The following is a 14,719-nucleotide window of genomic DNA, read 5'->3' as shown; positions in this document are numbered from 1 at the left end:
GTCCAGCCCGTCTGTTGCAGGATTACAAGTCCTTACAACTGACACAGAATCGGGATTTTTTTTGGCCCATGACCACTCCATAATCCAGTCATCCACTCATCAACGACAACAGAACAACTAGAGAGGTCATCATGGAAACCAATGCCAATACCAATACCCCGCAAAACCTGAACGCAAGCAACAACGCCGTGAGCCAGCCTTCCGCACCTGCTTCGTCGGGCCGGATTCATCCGCTGGTCGCCGGTGCCTCGGTGGCCGTGATTCTGGTCAGCCTGATCGGCGTGGCCGCGATGACGGGTCTGCTGCCCAGCTCCAAGAGCGCCAATTCGCCGCAGCAGGTCGCGGCCATGGAGCAAGCCGGCCAGCCGGGCCAAGCCGCCCAGGGCCAGCAACCGCTGGTGCAGCAACAAGCTCCGCAATCCACCTCTTACCAGCCGCAACAGGGCGCCTACCCGGCCCAGGCAGCAGCACCCGTGGCCCAGCGCGCCTCGGCCGTCTGCAGCAGCTGCGGTGAAGTGATCGGCGTGCGTACCGTGCGCCACAGCGTCCCGACCAGCGGTGTGGGTATTGCTGGCGGCGCGGTGGTCGGCGGCCTGCTGGGCAACCAGATCGGTGGTGGTACCGGCCGTACACTGGCCACCATTGCCGGTGCCGTCGGCGGCGGTTACGCCGGCAACGAAGTGGAAAAGAACGTGCGCTCCACCACCAGCTACGTCGTCGACGTGCGCATGGACAACGGCAAGACCCGCAGCTTCCCGCAAACCAGCGAAAACTGGCGTGTCGGCGACCAGGTGCGCGTGGTCAATGGCCGCCTGGAAGGCCGCGGCTAAGTCCGACAGCCCCTTCGCCCGGTCTCCGGGCGCGGATATCAAGCCCTTCGAGCCGCCTCGAAGGGCTTTTTCTTTGTTGTCGTCTTTGTTGTCGTTTAACCGCCCGGTATTTGTCTTTTGGTGCTGGATATGAAGATTTGTGCACCAATTGCGTCTTTACAACGTTATCCTGACATCAGATTGTCATTTTCCTGCCGGATGGCATGCCAGGCCACCGTCACCCGGCGTTTCCGGGAAGGCAATTGATAAACGCTGGCAACATTTCAACGAGGCAGTTAGACTTTCGCGAAAAGTCATCCGCCTGGACGGCAGCGGAGTTGGTAGTCGGGAAACAGAACGCTGAAGCGTCGACCCGCTTACTCGTACTGAACGGGGGGCGAAGAATTCGCCGGGCGGCGCCCACGGGGCGCGAAAAGCGTTTGAAGATTTATGGACTCACTGTCATCCACCGATACCAGCAGCCCGGCCAGCACAGCGGCCGAGCCTGTCGAGCAACCTCAGCCTGAAGAGCGACACGGCGGCCCGCACAAGGAGCATGCGGTCATCCTCCTGCACGGCCTGTGCGGTTCGCAGCTGGAAATGGGGTCCATCCCCAAGCAGCTGAAGAAGGCTGGCTGTACCGTCATCCCGCTCAACATCGACAACTATTCCGCTGCCCTGACCAATCCGCGCGTCTCGCCCAATTGGGAAGACTGGTGCGCCGTGGTCGAAAGCCGGGTGGCGCGCCTGAAGGAAGAATTCCGTACCGTCTCGTTGTGCGGCCTGTCCATGGGCGCGACGCTGGCGCTGGCCGTGGCGGCGCGCAGCAAGGAACTGCTGTCGGTGGTGCTGCTCTCGCCGGTGCTGCAATACGATGGCTGGTCAGTGCCCTGGTACTGGAAAATGCTGACCGTGGTCTATGACATGGGCGTGCGCAACTGGTCCTACAAGGAAAGCGAACCCTACGGCATCAAGAATTACGAGATGCGCCGCCGTGTGGCCGCCGCACTGGAAAAGGATGGCGTGGCCGCCGTCGGTGCCGCTGCCATCCCGGCACGCCACCTGCGCGCCGCCCTGCGCATGATCGCTTTCGTGCGCAAATCCCTGCCCCTGGTCCGCACCGATACCCTGATCATTCACTCCATCGACGATGAAACCGCATCGCCGCGCAATGCCGAGCTGATCCTGCAACAGATCAACGCCGAGGTACGCAAGGTGATCTGGCTGGGCGACTGTTATCACATCATCACCGTCGACAATGAACGTGAAATCGTCACCAACGAAACCGTGATGTTCATCAAGCGCAGCATCGAGATCCACGGCAACGAGATGAAGCGCAAGTATCTCGCCCATGCCTCGCCGCTGAAGGACAGACGGCACTGACTTGATGTGAAGATACAACGCAGCCCGGCAATTTGGCCGCCAGTAAGTCTTTTGACAGACAGCATTCTTAACATGAGCCCATTGCACCACCGTGCAATGTGAACCAAGATGGATACGACGCGCCCCCACTCCAAGACCATCATGAGCCTGATCCGACTCAAGAACGCCAAAAGCTGGCGCCCGCAGGGCTTCAGGCCGTTGTACGTCAGTACGTTCGGCTTCGTCGCCGCCTTCGGGCTGCGCTATGCGCTGGCGCCTTTTGTCGAGGAATCGCTGTCGATGCTGTTTTTTGCCGTCAATTGCATCGTGATGAGCTATCTGTTCGGCTATCTGTATTCCCTGGGCCTGCTGGCCATCAGCATCCCCACGGCCATGTTCTTCTTCCGCAAGCCGTATTACACGATGGACGGGCTCAACGACAAGGACATCTTCCTGATCCTGGTCTACATGGTCATCGTCGCCACCGCCTCGATCATCATTGAGTGGCTGCAGCGCGAGCGCTATGCCGCGGTGCTGCAGCAGCGCGTATCGGAAACCCGCTATCGCCTGCTGATCGAATCGGACCAGGCGCGCCGTGCCGAATACGCCAGGCAATTCGAAAGCAGCGCCCGCGAAAGCGCCTGATTTCGATCCGCACCGGGGCTGCCGGCAACACCTGCGCAGCCCATCAGGAAGCCCCTGATACCCTGCCCGCAGCCTCTCCCCTAAGATGCCTCCATACCAGCAAGGAGGCTGCCATGTCCCTGACCCATCACCTGCCCAGCGTACTCGTCGTCGATGCCGACCTGGACGCCATCGAAACCGCCCGCTTCGCCGTCTGGCGCAGCCAGTTGCCCTGCCAGTTCGAATGGTTCGACGATGCCGAACTGGCCAATTCTTCGCTGCTGACCAAGGCGCTGTGCCGCAGCAAGGAGCTGCCGGCCCTGATCCTGCTGGATCCGCGCAGCTTTACCGGCACCGAAGGGTATGAATTGCTGCGCACCCTGTGCATCTACCAGCAACTGGCGCATATCCCGCTGGTGCTGTTCACGGCCGCGCCGATGTCCGCCGATTTCGCCCAGGAACAAGACAGCCGCATCTGGTATGCCGCCAAGCCGGCCCGCGCGGCCGATTACATGGACCTGGTCACGCGCTGCGTGAAGCAGCGCCTGCATCAGCCGGCCACGCTCTGATCACGCCGCACGCGCCTGACGATGCCCGCCAGGCGCCTGATCAGCGCTGCATATTGCTCGTGTGACGTATTGCCGTAACCGATCACCAGCCCGTTGTTGCCAGCCTGCGCCGGCCCAGCCGAAAACGACGACAGCGCCCCGACGTTCATGCCCGCCGCCCGCGCCGCCGTACTCACGGCGGTATCCGGACAATCCGGCGGCAGCCGCAAGGTCAAATGCAAGCCGCTGTCGCCCCCTGAAACGCCGAACTCCGGCAACTGCGCCTGCAAGGCCGCCCGCAGAGCCTGCTGGCGCTCCCGATAGAGCCGTTTCATCCGTCCCAGATGGCGCGCGAACTGGCCGCCGGCCATGAACTCCGCCAACGCCAGTTGCTCCAGCCGGTGCCCGCCGCGCAACAACTCGGACAGCGCGCGCCCCGCCCCCTCTCCCACGGAAGACGGCAGTACCAGAAAACCGATGCGCAAGCCCGGGAACAGGGTCTTGCTGAAGGTGCCCACGTACAGCACCGGCGCATCCGGCACCAGTCCCTGCATGGCCGGGATGGGATGGCCGTGATGGCGGAAGTCGCTGTCGTAATCGTCCTCGATGATCCAGCAGCCGTGTTCACGGGCCCGCGCGATGAGCGCCAGCCGCCGCGCCAGCGACAGTACCGCGCCGGTCGGATATTGGTGCGAAGGCGTCACATGGATCAGCCGGGGCGGCGAGCGCCAGGCCCGCTCGGCAATCAGGATGCCCTCCTCGTCGACCGGCATGGAACGAATCTTCATATCGCCTGCATGGAAGGCGGCACGCACCCCGCCATAGCCGGGATCCTCCAGCCAGGCGCGCTCGCCCGGATTGGCAAAGAGCCGCACGCACAGCGACAGCGCCCCTTGTGAGCCCTCGGTCACCACCACCTGTCCCGCTTCGCAACGCACGCCGCGAGCCACCCGCAGATATTGCGCGATGGCCTCGCGCAAGGCTGGCTCGCCCAGCGGATCGCCATAGGCCAGCGCCATCGGGCCGGCCCGTTTCAGCGCGCGCTCCTGCGCGCGCAGCCAGGCATTGAGCGGAAAGCGATTGAGCGCCGGCATCCCCGGCGTGAGGGCCAGCCCGCGGTCACCGGCATCGCGCGTGGGCTGCATGGTGCTGACCCGGCGCGATGGGCGTGCGTGGCCGGTGCGTGACGGAGAGGACACGGCATGCAGCCTTGCCGGCGCTGCCAGCAGGGTCGCCACGCGCGTCCCCTGCCGATCCGCTACGGCATAGCCCTCGGCCACCAGTTGTTCATAGACAGCCAGCACGGTATTGCGCGCTACCTGCAACTGCTCGCACAGGCTGCGGGTGGAAGGCAGGCGACTGCCGGGCGGCAACTGGCCACCGAGGATGGCGCGCTTGAAGCGCGCCAGCAATTGCTGCTGGCGCGAAGCAGCGCCGGGCCGTACATCGAGCGGGGAAGACAGCAAGGAAAGTGGCATGGCAAGCAGGTTTTCGTGGCTCCATCAAATCATCGTCTTGTGGCACTTTTGATGATGCCACGAAAACGCTATCGTGCCAGCTCTCCCTCGCCATGAAAGCCACCATGACCGATCTCGTCCGCAGCAACGATTACCAGCAACCCATCGGCCCTGCCCTGCCGGACTGGCAGCCGCGTGCGCGTCCCGATGGACGCACCCTGCAAGGCCGCAGCTGCCGGCTGGAGCGGCTGGATGCCGATCGCCACGCCGCGCAACTGCACGCCGCCTTCGCCACCGCCCCGGATGGACGCGACTGGACCTACATGATGAGCGGCCCCTTCCCCGACGCCGCCAGCTACCGTCAGCAGGCCATGCAGATGCAGGCCACGCAGGATCCGCTGCACCATGCCGTGATCGACCTGCGCACGGGGGACGCCATCGGCACCCTGGCCCTCATGCGCATCGAACCGGCGCACGGCGTGATCGAGGTCGGGCACATCGCACTCTCGCCGCTGCTCAAGCGCAGCCGCATGGCCACCGAAGCGCACTACCTGCTGATGCGCCACGTCTTCGAGGATCTCGGCTATCGCCGCTACGAATGGAAGTGCGACAGCCTCAATGCGCCCTCGCGCGCTGCCGCGCAGCGCCTGGGGTTCAGCTTCGAGGGCATCTTCCGCCAGGCCATCGTCTATCGTGGCCGCAGCCGGGATACGGCGTGGTTCTCCATCATCGACAGCGAATGGCCGGCACTACGCGCAGCCTTTGAACGATGGCTGGACGACGGCAATTTCGATGCAGCGGGCCAACAGCGCCAGTCACTTTCCGTCCTGACACGCGCCGCGCTTACGCAGGCGAACGCGGTGTCTTGAGCTGCTTGAGTTCCCACAGCGCTTCCAGCACATGGCGCGTCGCCGGTTCCAGCTGGCTGGCGCGATGGGCGATACCGAGGGGCCGCCACAGCGCTGGCCGCAAGGGCCGCATGACGATGCGCGGATCCAGCGGCACCGGCCGCCCTTGCGCGCTGGCCTCATGCGGCAGCAGCGTGGCACCGTAACCGGCGGCCACCAGACTCTTGATGGCATCGTTGAAATTGAGCTGGATGCGCGCCTCCGGTTGTTCACCGGCCCCCGCGAACCATTCGCTGGTGAGACGCGAGAGCCGCGTCTCGGGCGCATTGAGGATCAGCGGCTGCGCGGCCAGCCAGCCCGGCGTGACCAGCCGGGGCGCGTGCCAGGCCGCCGGCAGGAAGGCCATCACCGGATCACGCCGCCACGGCCGGACCGTCAGGCCGCTCACGGGAGACTGTGGCAAGGCGACCAGGCCGATGTCCAGCAGCCCTTCGTTCAACTGCGACAGTGTCTCCTGCGAGGTCAGGATGTGGATCTGCACGTCGATATCGGGATGGCGCTGCCCCAGCCGTTCGAGCACCTGCGGCAGCAACGTGGCAATGGCCCCGGTGGAGGCACCCAGCCTGACGCGCCCGGCCAGCCCCAGCACTTGCCGGCCGACTTCTTCCAGTGCCTGGTCGGCCGCCGCCAGCAATTGCCGTGCGCGGGCGATCAGGGTGGCACCGATGCCGGAAGGCCGCACCTGGCTGCGCTGGCGCAACAGCAGCGGCTCACCGATGCGCTCTTCCAGTTCGCTGATGTGCAGGCTCACCGTGGGTGGAGCCAGGTGCAGTTCGCGCGCGGCGGCGGCAAAGGAACCCAGGTCGGCAATGGCCACCAGGGTACGCAGACGGTCCAGGCTCAATTCACGCATTGCATGACTCCCATGGAAAAGACCACGTTCAGGAAAACTGAACGAACTCTTTGTGATATTCAACTTTTCCAATTATACGATCCGGTTCACCATGCAGGTCTTCGGCAAGCGCCAGCCGACCTGTTTCGGCGCACATCCCTGTCTTCCCTGCATTGGAGCAACCCGTGAGCACACTTCCCCTGATCTTCATCGATGGCGACCAAGGCACCACCGGCCTGCAGATCCATGAGCGTCTGCGCGACCGCAAGGACCTGCGCATCCTGACCCTGCCGGCCGCCGAACGCAAGGACGCAGCCCGCCGCGCCGAGGCCATCAACAGCGCCGACATCGCCCTGCTGTGCCTGCCGGATGCCGCTGCCCGCGAAGCCATCACGCTGATCGAGAATCCCAAGGTGCGCGTGATCGATGCCAGCTCGGCCCATCGCACCAGCCCCGGCTGGGTCTATGGCTTCCCCGAACTGTCGGCGCAACAGCCGCAGGCGATTGCCCATGCACAGCGCGTGACCAATCCCGGCTGCTATCCAACCGGTGCCATTGCCCTGCTGCGTCCACTGGTCCAGGCCGGCCTGGTGCCCGCCGATTATCCGCTGACCATCCATGCGGTCTCCGGCTATTCCGGTGGCGGCCGCGCCCAGGTCGAGCAATACGAAGGGGCGGAGGCCGCGCAAGCCGCGCCCTTCGTGCTATACGGACTGGGACTGGCGCACAAGCATCCGCCGGAGATGCAGTTGCACGCCGGCTTGTCGCAGCGCCCGGTATTCGTGCCCAGCTATGGCGCCTTCCGCCAGGGCATCGTGCTGTCCATCGCCTTGCAGGCCCGCCTGCTGCCGCCGAACGCCACGCTGGAGAGCCTGCGGGCCGCCCTGCAGGCGCATTACGCCGGTGCGCGCCACGTCACCGTGCTGGATGCGGAACAAAGCGCGGCCACGGCCCAGCTCGATCCGACCCGCCACAACAACAGCAACGACATGACGCTGGGCGTCTTCGGCAATGCCGCCGAAGGACACCTCCTGCTGTGCGCCGTGTTCGACAACCTGGGCAAGGGCGCCTCCGGTGCCGCCGTGCAGAACCTGGACCTGATGCTGGGCGCCCACTGACTCGTGTATCAGGGTCAAGCTCATCAGCATGCATCCATTGACTGGCGGGCGAGACCCACAAGGCCGCGTCCGCCGTCAAGCGTCTTGCTCGTAAATTGTGGTAAAGGACTGAAATAGCGCAAGGCAGGAAAGCGCAGGCTGTGGCATGATGGCACCTCGATTTGCCACCCAACCTGCAGGTGCCGGCCCTCCCCCTCAGCAGTGACCGCCGCCCGCTTCGAAGCAAGATGTCCACCACCTTAGGCGCTATCGCGTGCAAGTATTTTGACGCGACCATCAAATTGACTCCCGTATTGCGTACCGATGGCAAGTGGACGGCGTTCGTCCATATCGACTTCCCGGACCGCACCACGCATGAATTCGGCGATTTCAAGCCGGGCAATTCCAAGATGGAAGCCCTGCAGAATGCCGTCACGGCGGCCGAGCAATACGTCCGCGAGCGCAAGAAAAAGTAAGTTTTTTCTTCCCTCCTCTGCCGCATGAAAAAACGGCCTGCATCGCTGCAGGCCGCGCTTTCGGCTGTTGCGGGCTGTGCGCTCAATTCATCTTCACGCCTGCCGCCTCGCTTTCCTTATAGATTGCATCGATGAGATCCTGCCCCACACGTGAGGCCATGCTCTTGTGCACCGGCAGCAGTGCGCGCCGCCATTCGGCTTTCTCTTCCTCGCTCAAGGTATAGACCTTGGTCTTGCCGCTGGCCTTGATGGCGGCCAAGGCATCATCATTTTCCTTCTGGGCGATGGTATTGGCATACACCGTCGCCTCCTTCATGGCCCCTTCCAGCTGGCTGCGCACGTCCGCCGGCAGGGCTTCCCAGAACTTCTTGTTCACGATCACCGCATAGCCGATGTAGCCGTGGTCCGACACCGTCAGGTTGGACTGCACCTCGTGCATCTTCTGCGTATAGACATTGGACGGGGTGTTCTCGCTGCCATCCACCACGCCGGTCTGCATGGCCTGATACACCTCGGAAAACGCCAGCACCTGCGGATTGGCCTTGAGCGCGCGGAACTGTTCATCGAGTACCTTGGAGGACTGGATGCGCATCTTCAGTGCCCGGAAGTCCGCCACCTTGTGCAGCGGTCGGTTGGCCGTCATCACCTTCATGCCGTTATCCCAGTAGGCCAGGCCCTTGATGCCCTTGCTCTCCAGCTTCTGGAACAGCCCCTGCCCGATCGGCCCTTCGGTCACGCGTTTCAGCACGGTCTTGTTGGGGAAGATGTAGGGCAGATCGAAGACCTCGAACTCCTTGGCGCCCAGCGGGCCGAACTTGGCCAGCGAAGGAGCGAGCATCTGCACCGAGCCCAGTTGCAGGGCTTCCAGTTCTTCCTTGTCCTTGTAGAGCGTGCTGTTGGGATAGACCTCGACCTTGACGCGGCCATGAGTGGCCTTCTCGGCCAGCTCCTTGAAACGTTCCGCGCCCTTGCCCTTGGGCGTGTCATTGGCCACCACGTGGCTGAACTTGATGACGATGGTCTGCTGGGCCAGCGCTGCCGTGGCCGACAGGCTCAGCGTGGCGAAGGCGCAGGCGATCAGTGCCGCCCGCTTTGTGATGATGGTCATGGATGTCTCCTCCGGGGGTGAAGCCGGCAGGCCGATGACCTCGGCCTTCCGGCGTTAGAACACGATCAGGTCACGCAGGCCCTCCCCGCTGTGCAGGCGGTCGAAGCCGCGATTGATATCGGCCAGCGCCAGGCGCTTACCCATGAGCTTGTCCACCGGCAGCTTGCCGGCCTGGTACAGGCCGATGTAACGCGGGATATCGCGCACCGGCACGCAGGAGCCGATGTAGCTGCCCTTGACGGTCCGTTCCTCGGCCACCAGGCTGACCTGCTGCAAGGGCCAGTTCTGGTTCGGTGCCGGCAGGCCGGCGGTGACCGTCATGCCACCGCGCCGGGTCATGCGATAGGCGGCCTCCATGGCCTGCACGGACCCCGCCATCTCGAAGGCGTAATCGACGCCGCCCTTGGTCAGCGCCTTGACCTTCTCCACCGCATCCGGATCACGGGCATTGACGGTGGCCGTAGCGCCCAAGGCGCGCGCCACTTCCAGCTTGCTGTCATGCAGATCGACGGCAATCACTTCGCGGGCACCGGAGGCCAGCGCGCCCAGCATGGTGCACAGGCCCACGCCGCCCAATCCCAGCACGGCCGCCGTGGTCCCGGCCTTGACCTCGGCCGTATTGACCGCCGCACCCACACCGGTCAGCACGGCGCAGCCGAACAGGGCCGCCTGTACCGGATCGATGTCCGCCTCGATCTTCACGCAGGAGCGGCGCGACACCACCGCATGATCGGCAAAGGCCGATACGCCCAGGTGATGGTGTACATGCTGCGCGCGGTCATGCAGCCGGCGCTGGCCGGAGAGCAATTCCCCTACCGCGTTGGTTGCCGCACCCGGCTCGCACAGCGCAGGACGTCCTTCCATGCACGGCAGGCAATGACCGCAGCTCGGCACGAAGACCAGCACCACCAGGTCACCCGCACGCAGATCGCTCACGCCGCTGCCGACCTCGACCACTTCGGCCGATGCCTCGTGCCCCAGCGCCATGGGCACCGGACGCGGACGCACACCGGTGATGACCGACAGGTCCGAGTGGCACAGGCCCGCTGCCTTCATCTTGACCAGCACTTCACCGGGGCCCGGCGGATCGAGATCGAGTTCCTCGATCTTCAGCGGCTGGCTCACCGCAAAGGGGTAAGCCTCGGTCATTTCACGCAATACGGCGGCCTGGATTTTCATGGTGTCGTCTCCCTGCTAGTTGGAAAACGCCTAGATTACACGAGCGCTGCCCGGCGCAACGCGGGTCAAGCTGCGCTCAGTCCACCAGACGTCCGGCCTGATGCAGGAATTTCTCCGCCTGCAGGATCACCGGTTTGTCGATCATTTTTCCCTTGAGCGAAATCGCACCGCCATCGCTGGCACGCACGGCCGCCATCACTTCCTCGGCCCACGCCAGCTCCTGCTCGCCGGGCATGAAGCCACGCCGCACGCCCTCCACCTGCTTCGGATGGATGCACAGCTTCGCGCCAAAGCCCATGCGCCTGGCCCGCTGCACCATGCGGGCGAGGAAGGCATCGTCATTGAAGTCCGTGGTCACGCCATCGATGGGCGGCGCGATGCCCGCCAGGCGCGATGCCATCACCATTTCCATGCGGAAGTGCATCAGCTCTTCTTCCTCCGGGCCGCATTGCATGCCCAGATCGACCTGCGCATCGATGGACCCGAAGGCCAGCCGCTGCACCCCCGGCACGGCGGCGATCTCGCGCATCGCGGCCAGACCGGCGGCACTTTCGATCAGCGCAATCAGACCACGCCCAGGCCCCAGCCGACGCGCGATGGAAGACAGGGTCTTGGCCTCCTCTGCCTTCGGCAGAACAATGCCCGCCATCGATAGTGCAGAAAACGTCAACAGGTCATCACCGTGCCAGACGCTGTCGGCCGCGTTGATGCGCACCCACAGGCGCGGCTGCGGACCATTGCCGCGCAGCCAGCGGGCCAATGTGGCGCGCGCTTCCTCCTTCTGCGGCAGGGCGACTGCATCTTCCAGGTCAACGATGACGGCGTCCGCCCCGCTCTCCAGCGCCTTGACGTAGCGCTCGGGACGATTGGCCGGCACGAACAGGTAGCTGCTGGCCGTGGTGATGTGCGGTGCCATTACACGGCCCCCCGTTCGCGCAGCGCAGTGATGGCAGCTGCGTCATAGCCCAGTCTGGCGAGGATGGCCTCGGTGTGCTGACCCAAGGCAGGAATGGCTTCCATGCGGTAATCGAAACTGTCATTGGCACCCGGCGGCAGCAGCGCCGCCACCTTGCCGGCCGGCGTATCCACTTCGGTCCAGCGTTCGCGCGCGGCCAGTTGCGGGTGCTGCCACAGTTCCTGCATGGTATTCACGCGCGCATTGGCGATCTGCGCCTGGTCCAGGCGCGCCACCACCTGCTCCGCACTCATGTCGGCGAACATGCCCAGGATCAGCTGGCGCAGCGCTTCGCGATGTTCATGGCGGCGCGCATTGCTGGAAAAGCGTTCATCGGTGGCCAGCGCGGCGTCCTGCAAGACCACTTCGCAGAAGACTCTCCATTCGCGCTCGTTCTGCAAGCCCAGCATGACAGTCTTGCCATCACCGGCCTTGAATGGTCCATAGGGATAGATGGTGGCGTGCTCCGCGCCCGAACGGCCCGGCGCGCTGGCCCCCTGGTAGGCGTAATACAGCGGAAAGCTCATCCACTCCGTCAATGCCTCCAGCATCGACAGATCGATATGGCTGCCGCGTCCATCACGTCCGCGCTTGATGAGGGCGGCCAGAATGTTGGAATACGCGTACATGCCGGCGGCGATATCGGCAATTGAGCATCCGGCCTTGACCACTTCATCCGGCGTCCCGGTGACCGACAGAAAACCGGCTTCACTCTGGATCAGCAGGTCATAGGCTTTCTTGTCGCGATAGGGACCATCCTCGCCATAGCCGGAGATGTCACACACGATCAGTCCCGGATGCTTCTCGTGCAGCGCCTTGGCCGACAGGCCGAGCCCGGCGGCGGCACCCGGTGCGAGGTTCTGCACCAGCACATCGGCCTCGCCCAGAAGCTGGTCGATGATGCGCTTGCCCTCTTCATCCTTGAGGTTGAGGGTCAGACTTTCCTTGGAACGATTGGTCCAGACGAAGTGCGAGGACAAGCCGTTGACGCGCGTATCGTAGCCGCGCGCAAAATCCCCGACACCGGGCCGCTCGATCTTGATGACACGGGCCCCCAGGTCTGCCAGCTGGCGCGTACAGAACGGCGCGGCGATGGCGTGTTCCAGACTGATGACGGTGATGCCCTCCAGCGGGCGATTGGCGTGCGACATGGAGACTCCCTTGGGCGGCCTGATTCAGAAGGAACGGGGCAGACCGAGAATGTGCTCGGCCACGTAGGAAAAAATCAGGTTGGTCGAAATCGGCGCCACCTGATACAGCCGTGTCTCGCGGAACTTGCGCTCGACGTCGTATTCGCAGGCAAAGCCAAACCCGCCATGCGTCTGCAGGCAGACATTGGCCGCCTCCCAAGAGGCCTTGGCCGCCAGATACTTGGCCATGTTGGCCTGGGCACCGCAGTTCTGATGGGCATCAAAGAGCGCACAGGCCTGGTAGCGCATCAGGTTGGCGGCCTCGATCTCGATGTAGGCATCGGCAATCGGGAACTGCACGCCCTGGTTCATGCCGATGGGGCGATCGAACACCACGCGTTCTTTGGCATAAGCGCTCGCCTTGTCGATGAACCAGTAGCCATCGCCGATGCACTCGGCGGCGATCAGGGTGCGCTCGGCGTTGAGGCCGTCGAGGATGTACCTGAAGCCGCGCCCCTCCTCGCCGATCAGGTTCTCGGCGGGGATTTCCAGATTGTCGAAGAAAAGTTCATTGGTCTCATGATTGACCATATTCAGAATGGGCCGCACCTCCAGCCCCTTGCCGATGGCTTCCCTCAGATCGACCAGGAAGATCGACATGCCCTCGGACTTTTTCTTCACTTGATCCAAAGGCGTGGTCCTGGCGAGCAGGATCATCAGGTCGGAATGCTGTACCCGCGAGATCCAGACCTTCTGGCCATTGACCACGTAACGATCGCCCTTCTTCACCGCCACCGTCTTGATGCGCGTGGTATCGGTACCGGTCGTGGGCTCGGTCACGCCCATCGATTGCAGGCGCAGTTCACCGCTGGCGATCTTGGGCAGGTATTGCTGCTTCTGCCGTTCCGAGCCGTGGCGCAGCAGCGTACCCATGTTGTACATCTGGCCGTGACAGGCCCCGGAATTCCCGCCGGTGCGATTGATCTCTTCCATGATGACCGAAGCTTCGGTCAGCCCCAGTCCCGAGCCGCCGTATTCCTGCGGAATCAGGGCCGCCATCCAGCCGGCTTTGGTAAGCGCATCGACGAATTGCTCGGGATAGCCGCGCGCTTCGTCGACCTTGCGCCAGTACTCCGGCGGGAAGGTCTGGCACAGGTCACGCACGGCGTCGCGCAGGTCGGTGTAGGCATCAGGGACGGCTTGATACGACATGAGGGGGCTCCGGCTCTATATTCTTTAAATGATTTATTTCGTTTCAGTCCAGCAGGGCTTCGGCCTGCATCGCCAGCTCGCCACGTTCGTTCTGCGCCCACAGCGCCACGCTCTTGCCATCGGCAGCAGGATTGCCGCACAGCGTGAAGGGCTCGGTATCGAACAAGGTTCCCACCGAGCGGAAGTTGAACTCGCGCATCACCGCCTGCGGCATTTCACGCGCTACCAGGTCGGCCAGCAAGGTGGCGATCAGGGGGCCGTGGACGATGAGGCCGGGATAGCCCTCCACCTCGGTGACATAGCTGCGGTCGTAATGGATGCGATGACCGTTGAAGGTCAGCGCCGAATAACGGAACAGCAGCACCGGGTCCGGCTCCACGCGCCGCGACCAGCGCGCATCGGTGGGCGCGCTCTTCGGCACCACCACCGGGGCGCCCGGCTGCGGCAGATCGCGATAGACGATGTCATGCTCTTCGGTCAGGCACAGCTGGCCCTGATGATGGATGGTGTGCTGCACGGTCACGAAAGCGAGCGCGCCGGTGCGGCCCTGCTTCACGTCCACGCTGGCGATGCGCGAGACCTTCTCGGCCTCTTCGCCGACGGGCAGCGGAGCCGCAAACCGCAGTCTTCCCCCAGCCCACATGCGGCGCGGCAGCGGCACCGGCGGCAGGAAACCACCGCGCTGCGGATGGCCATCCGCGCCCACTTCGGACTGGCGGCACACGCTCCAGAAATAGATCCAGTGCCACAGCGGCGGCAGCGCGTCGCCGACCTGCGGCTGGCGCGGACCGTCCAGCGTGGCCGCCAGCGCTGCCGCGAAGGCCGGGCTGATCTGGTCGTGGCGCGTTTCGGTCTTGTCCAGCCACTGCCGCAGCAGGGCGAGATCGAGGTCGGGGTGCGACATGGCTCCTCGCATCGTGGTTGTTGGTTGGGCATGAGTCTGCGGTGTCCACCCGCCGGGGACAATCTGTATTTTTGGAAGGGGGGCTTACGCAGAATTGAAGTCACGCGCAGCACAGGGA

General features: G+C 64.0%; 15 protein-coding genes. 7 read left to right on the top strand and 8 right to left on the bottom strand.

The window, feature by feature from the left end; translation table 11 throughout:
- The first annotated feature begins 131 nt into the window (after positions 1-131).
- The 4 genes from ACWHXP_RS05995 (at position 132) to ACWHXP_RS05980 (ending at position 3,364) form a co-directional block, all read left to right on the top strand.
- Positions 132-830: a glycine zipper 2TM domain-containing protein gene (locus tag ACWHXP_RS05995; RefSeq protein WP_489634242.1), complete on the top strand. Its 699-nt coding sequence runs from the start codon at positions 132-134 to the stop codon at positions 828-830.
- 429 nt (positions 831-1,259) lie between these two features.
- Positions 1,260-2,192, top strand: a complete 933-nt coding sequence (locus ACWHXP_RS05990; RefSeq protein ID WP_489623093.1) for an alpha/beta hydrolase — start codon at positions 1,260-1,262, stop codon at positions 2,190-2,192.
- Positions 2,193-2,300: 108 nt separating this feature from the next.
- Positions 2,301-2,816 carry a DUF4118 domain-containing protein gene (locus tag ACWHXP_RS05985; protein WP_209566801.1) on the top strand — a complete coding sequence of 172 codons (516 nt, stop codon included), beginning with the start codon at positions 2,301-2,303 and terminating at the stop codon, positions 2,814-2,816.
- Between the two features lie 113 nt (positions 2,817-2,929).
- Positions 2,930-3,364 (top strand): response regulator, encoded by a 435-nt coding sequence (locus ACWHXP_RS05980; protein ID WP_489623094.1) that lies wholly within the window; start codon positions 2,930-2,932, stop codon positions 3,362-3,364.
- Here the strand turns inward: ACWHXP_RS05980 and pdxR are convergent.
- On the bottom strand, positions 3,346-4,821 hold the full coding sequence (pdxR, locus tag ACWHXP_RS05975) for a MocR-like pyridoxine biosynthesis transcription factor PdxR (protein WP_489634243.1): 1,476 nt from the start codon (positions 4,819-4,821) through the stop codon (positions 3,346-3,348). The two genes, ACWHXP_RS05980 and pdxR, sit on opposite strands and share 19 nt — an antisense overlap.
- A gap of 104 nt (positions 4,822-4,925) precedes the next feature.
- Between pdxR and ACWHXP_RS05970 the strand changes: the two genes are divergently transcribed.
- Entirely contained in the window at positions 4,926-5,669 is a 744-nt protein-coding gene (locus ACWHXP_RS05970; RefSeq protein WP_489623096.1) for a GNAT family N-acetyltransferase, read from the top strand.
- Here ACWHXP_RS05970 and ACWHXP_RS05965 read toward each other — a convergent pair.
- Positions 5,644-6,561: a LysR family transcriptional regulator gene (locus ACWHXP_RS05965; RefSeq protein ID WP_489634244.1), complete on the bottom strand. Its 918-nt coding sequence runs from the start codon at positions 6,559-6,561 to the stop codon at positions 5,644-5,646. The two genes, ACWHXP_RS05970 and ACWHXP_RS05965, sit on opposite strands and share 26 nt — an antisense overlap.
- Positions 6,562-6,725: 164 nt before the next feature.
- Here ACWHXP_RS05965 and argC point away from each other — a divergent pair, with 164 nt between their 5' ends.
- Both argC and ACWHXP_RS05955 read left to right on the top strand, forming a co-directional pair.
- The gene (gene argC / locus ACWHXP_RS05960; RefSeq protein WP_489634245.1) at positions 6,726-7,658 is read left to right on the top strand and encodes an N-acetyl-gamma-glutamyl-phosphate reductase; all 933 of its coding nucleotides are present in this window, start codon (positions 6,726-6,728) and stop codon (positions 7,656-7,658) included.
- Positions 7,659-7,885: 227 nt separating this feature from the next.
- Positions 7,886-8,113 carry a hypothetical protein gene (locus ACWHXP_RS05955; RefSeq protein WP_039785514.1) on the top strand — a complete coding sequence of 76 codons (228 nt, stop codon included), beginning with the start codon at positions 7,886-7,888 and terminating at the stop codon, positions 8,111-8,113.
- A gap of 82 nt (positions 8,114-8,195) precedes the next feature.
- On the opposite strand, the gene ACWHXP_RS05950 is transcribed toward ACWHXP_RS05955, so the two are convergent.
- The 6 genes from ACWHXP_RS05950 to ACWHXP_RS05925 form a co-directional block, all read right to left on the bottom strand.
- Complete coding sequence (locus ACWHXP_RS05950; protein ID WP_489634246.1) at positions 8,196-9,221, bottom strand: TRAP transporter substrate-binding protein; 1,026 nt, start codon at positions 9,219-9,221, stop codon at positions 8,196-8,198.
- Between the two features lie 54 nt (positions 9,222-9,275).
- Positions 9,276-10,400: a zinc-dependent alcohol dehydrogenase family protein gene (locus ACWHXP_RS05945; protein ID WP_489634247.1), complete on the bottom strand. Its 1,125-nt coding sequence runs from the start codon at positions 10,398-10,400 to the stop codon at positions 9,276-9,278.
- A 76-nt stretch (positions 10,401-10,476) separates the two neighbouring features.
- The gene (locus ACWHXP_RS05940) at positions 10,477-11,316 is read right to left on the bottom strand and encodes an HpcH/HpaI aldolase/citrate lyase family protein (RefSeq protein WP_489634248.1); all 840 of its coding nucleotides are present in this window, start codon (positions 11,314-11,316) and stop codon (positions 10,477-10,479) included.
- Positions 11,316-12,506: a CaiB/BaiF CoA transferase family protein gene (locus ACWHXP_RS05935; protein ID WP_489634249.1), complete on the bottom strand. Its 1,191-nt coding sequence runs from the start codon at positions 12,504-12,506 to the stop codon at positions 11,316-11,318. The genes ACWHXP_RS05940 and ACWHXP_RS05935 overlap by 1 nt, the downstream gene beginning before the upstream one ends.
- A gap of 24 nt (positions 12,507-12,530) precedes the next feature.
- Positions 12,531-13,697, bottom strand: coding sequence for an acyl-CoA dehydrogenase family protein (locus tag ACWHXP_RS05930; protein WP_121041726.1), 1,167 nt, complete (start codon positions 13,695-13,697; stop codon positions 12,531-12,533).
- A 43-nt stretch (positions 13,698-13,740) separates the two neighbouring features.
- Positions 13,741-14,601, bottom strand: a complete 861-nt coding sequence (locus tag ACWHXP_RS05925; protein WP_489634250.1) for an HTD2 family dehydratase — start codon at positions 14,599-14,601, stop codon at positions 13,741-13,743.
- Positions 14,602-14,719 lie beyond the last annotated feature (118 nt).

The organism is Herbaspirillum sp. Her2, from assembly GCF_057961375.1.
Note: the sequence above shows the minus strand (reverse complement) of the source record. Positions and strands in the feature narration are given on the sequence as shown.

Coding starts and splice junctions, on each gene's coding strand:
- ACWHXP_RS05950 (WP_489634246.1), bottom strand. CDS start 9,221: ATGACCATCATCACAAAGCGGGCGGCACTGATCGCCTGCGCCTTCGCC.
- ACWHXP_RS05955 (WP_039785514.1), top strand. CDS start 7,886: ATGTCCACCACCTTAGGCGCTATCGCGTGCAAGTATTTTGACGCGACC.
- ACWHXP_RS05970 (WP_489623096.1), top strand. CDS start 4,926: ATGACCGATCTCGTCCGCAGCAACGATTACCAGCAACCCATCGGCCCT.
- ACWHXP_RS05965 (WP_489634244.1), bottom strand. CDS start 6,561: ATGCGTGAATTGAGCCTGGACCGTCTGCGTACCCTGGTGGCCATTGCC.
- ACWHXP_RS05935 (WP_489634249.1), bottom strand. CDS start 12,506: ATGTCGCACGCCAATCGCCCGCTGGAGGGCATCACCGTCATCAGTCTG.
- ACWHXP_RS05980 (WP_489623094.1), top strand. CDS start 2,930: ATGTCCCTGACCCATCACCTGCCCAGCGTACTCGTCGTCGATGCCGAC.
- ACWHXP_RS05990 (WP_489623093.1), top strand. CDS start 1,260: ATGGACTCACTGTCATCCACCGATACCAGCAGCCCGGCCAGCACAGCG.
- pdxR (WP_489634243.1), bottom strand. CDS start 4,821: ATGCCACTTTCCTTGCTGTCTTCCCCGCTCGATGTACGGCCCGGCGCT.
- ACWHXP_RS05945 (WP_489634247.1), bottom strand. CDS start 10,400: ATGAAAATCCAGGCCGCCGTATTGCGTGAAATGACCGAGGCTTACCCC.
- ACWHXP_RS05930 (WP_121041726.1), bottom strand. CDS start 13,697: ATGTCGTATCAAGCCGTCCCTGATGCCTACACCGACCTGCGCGACGCC.
- ACWHXP_RS05985 (WP_209566801.1), top strand. CDS start 2,301: ATGGATACGACGCGCCCCCACTCCAAGACCATCATGAGCCTGATCCGA.
- ACWHXP_RS05925 (WP_489634250.1), bottom strand. CDS start 14,601: ATGTCGCACCCCGACCTCGATCTCGCCCTGCTGCGGCAGTGGCTGGAC.
- ACWHXP_RS05940 (WP_489634248.1), bottom strand. CDS start 11,316: ATGGCACCGCACATCACCACGGCCAGCAGCTACCTGTTCGTGCCGGCC.
- ACWHXP_RS05995 (WP_489634242.1), top strand. CDS start 132: ATGGAAACCAATGCCAATACCAATACCCCGCAAAACCTGAACGCAAGC.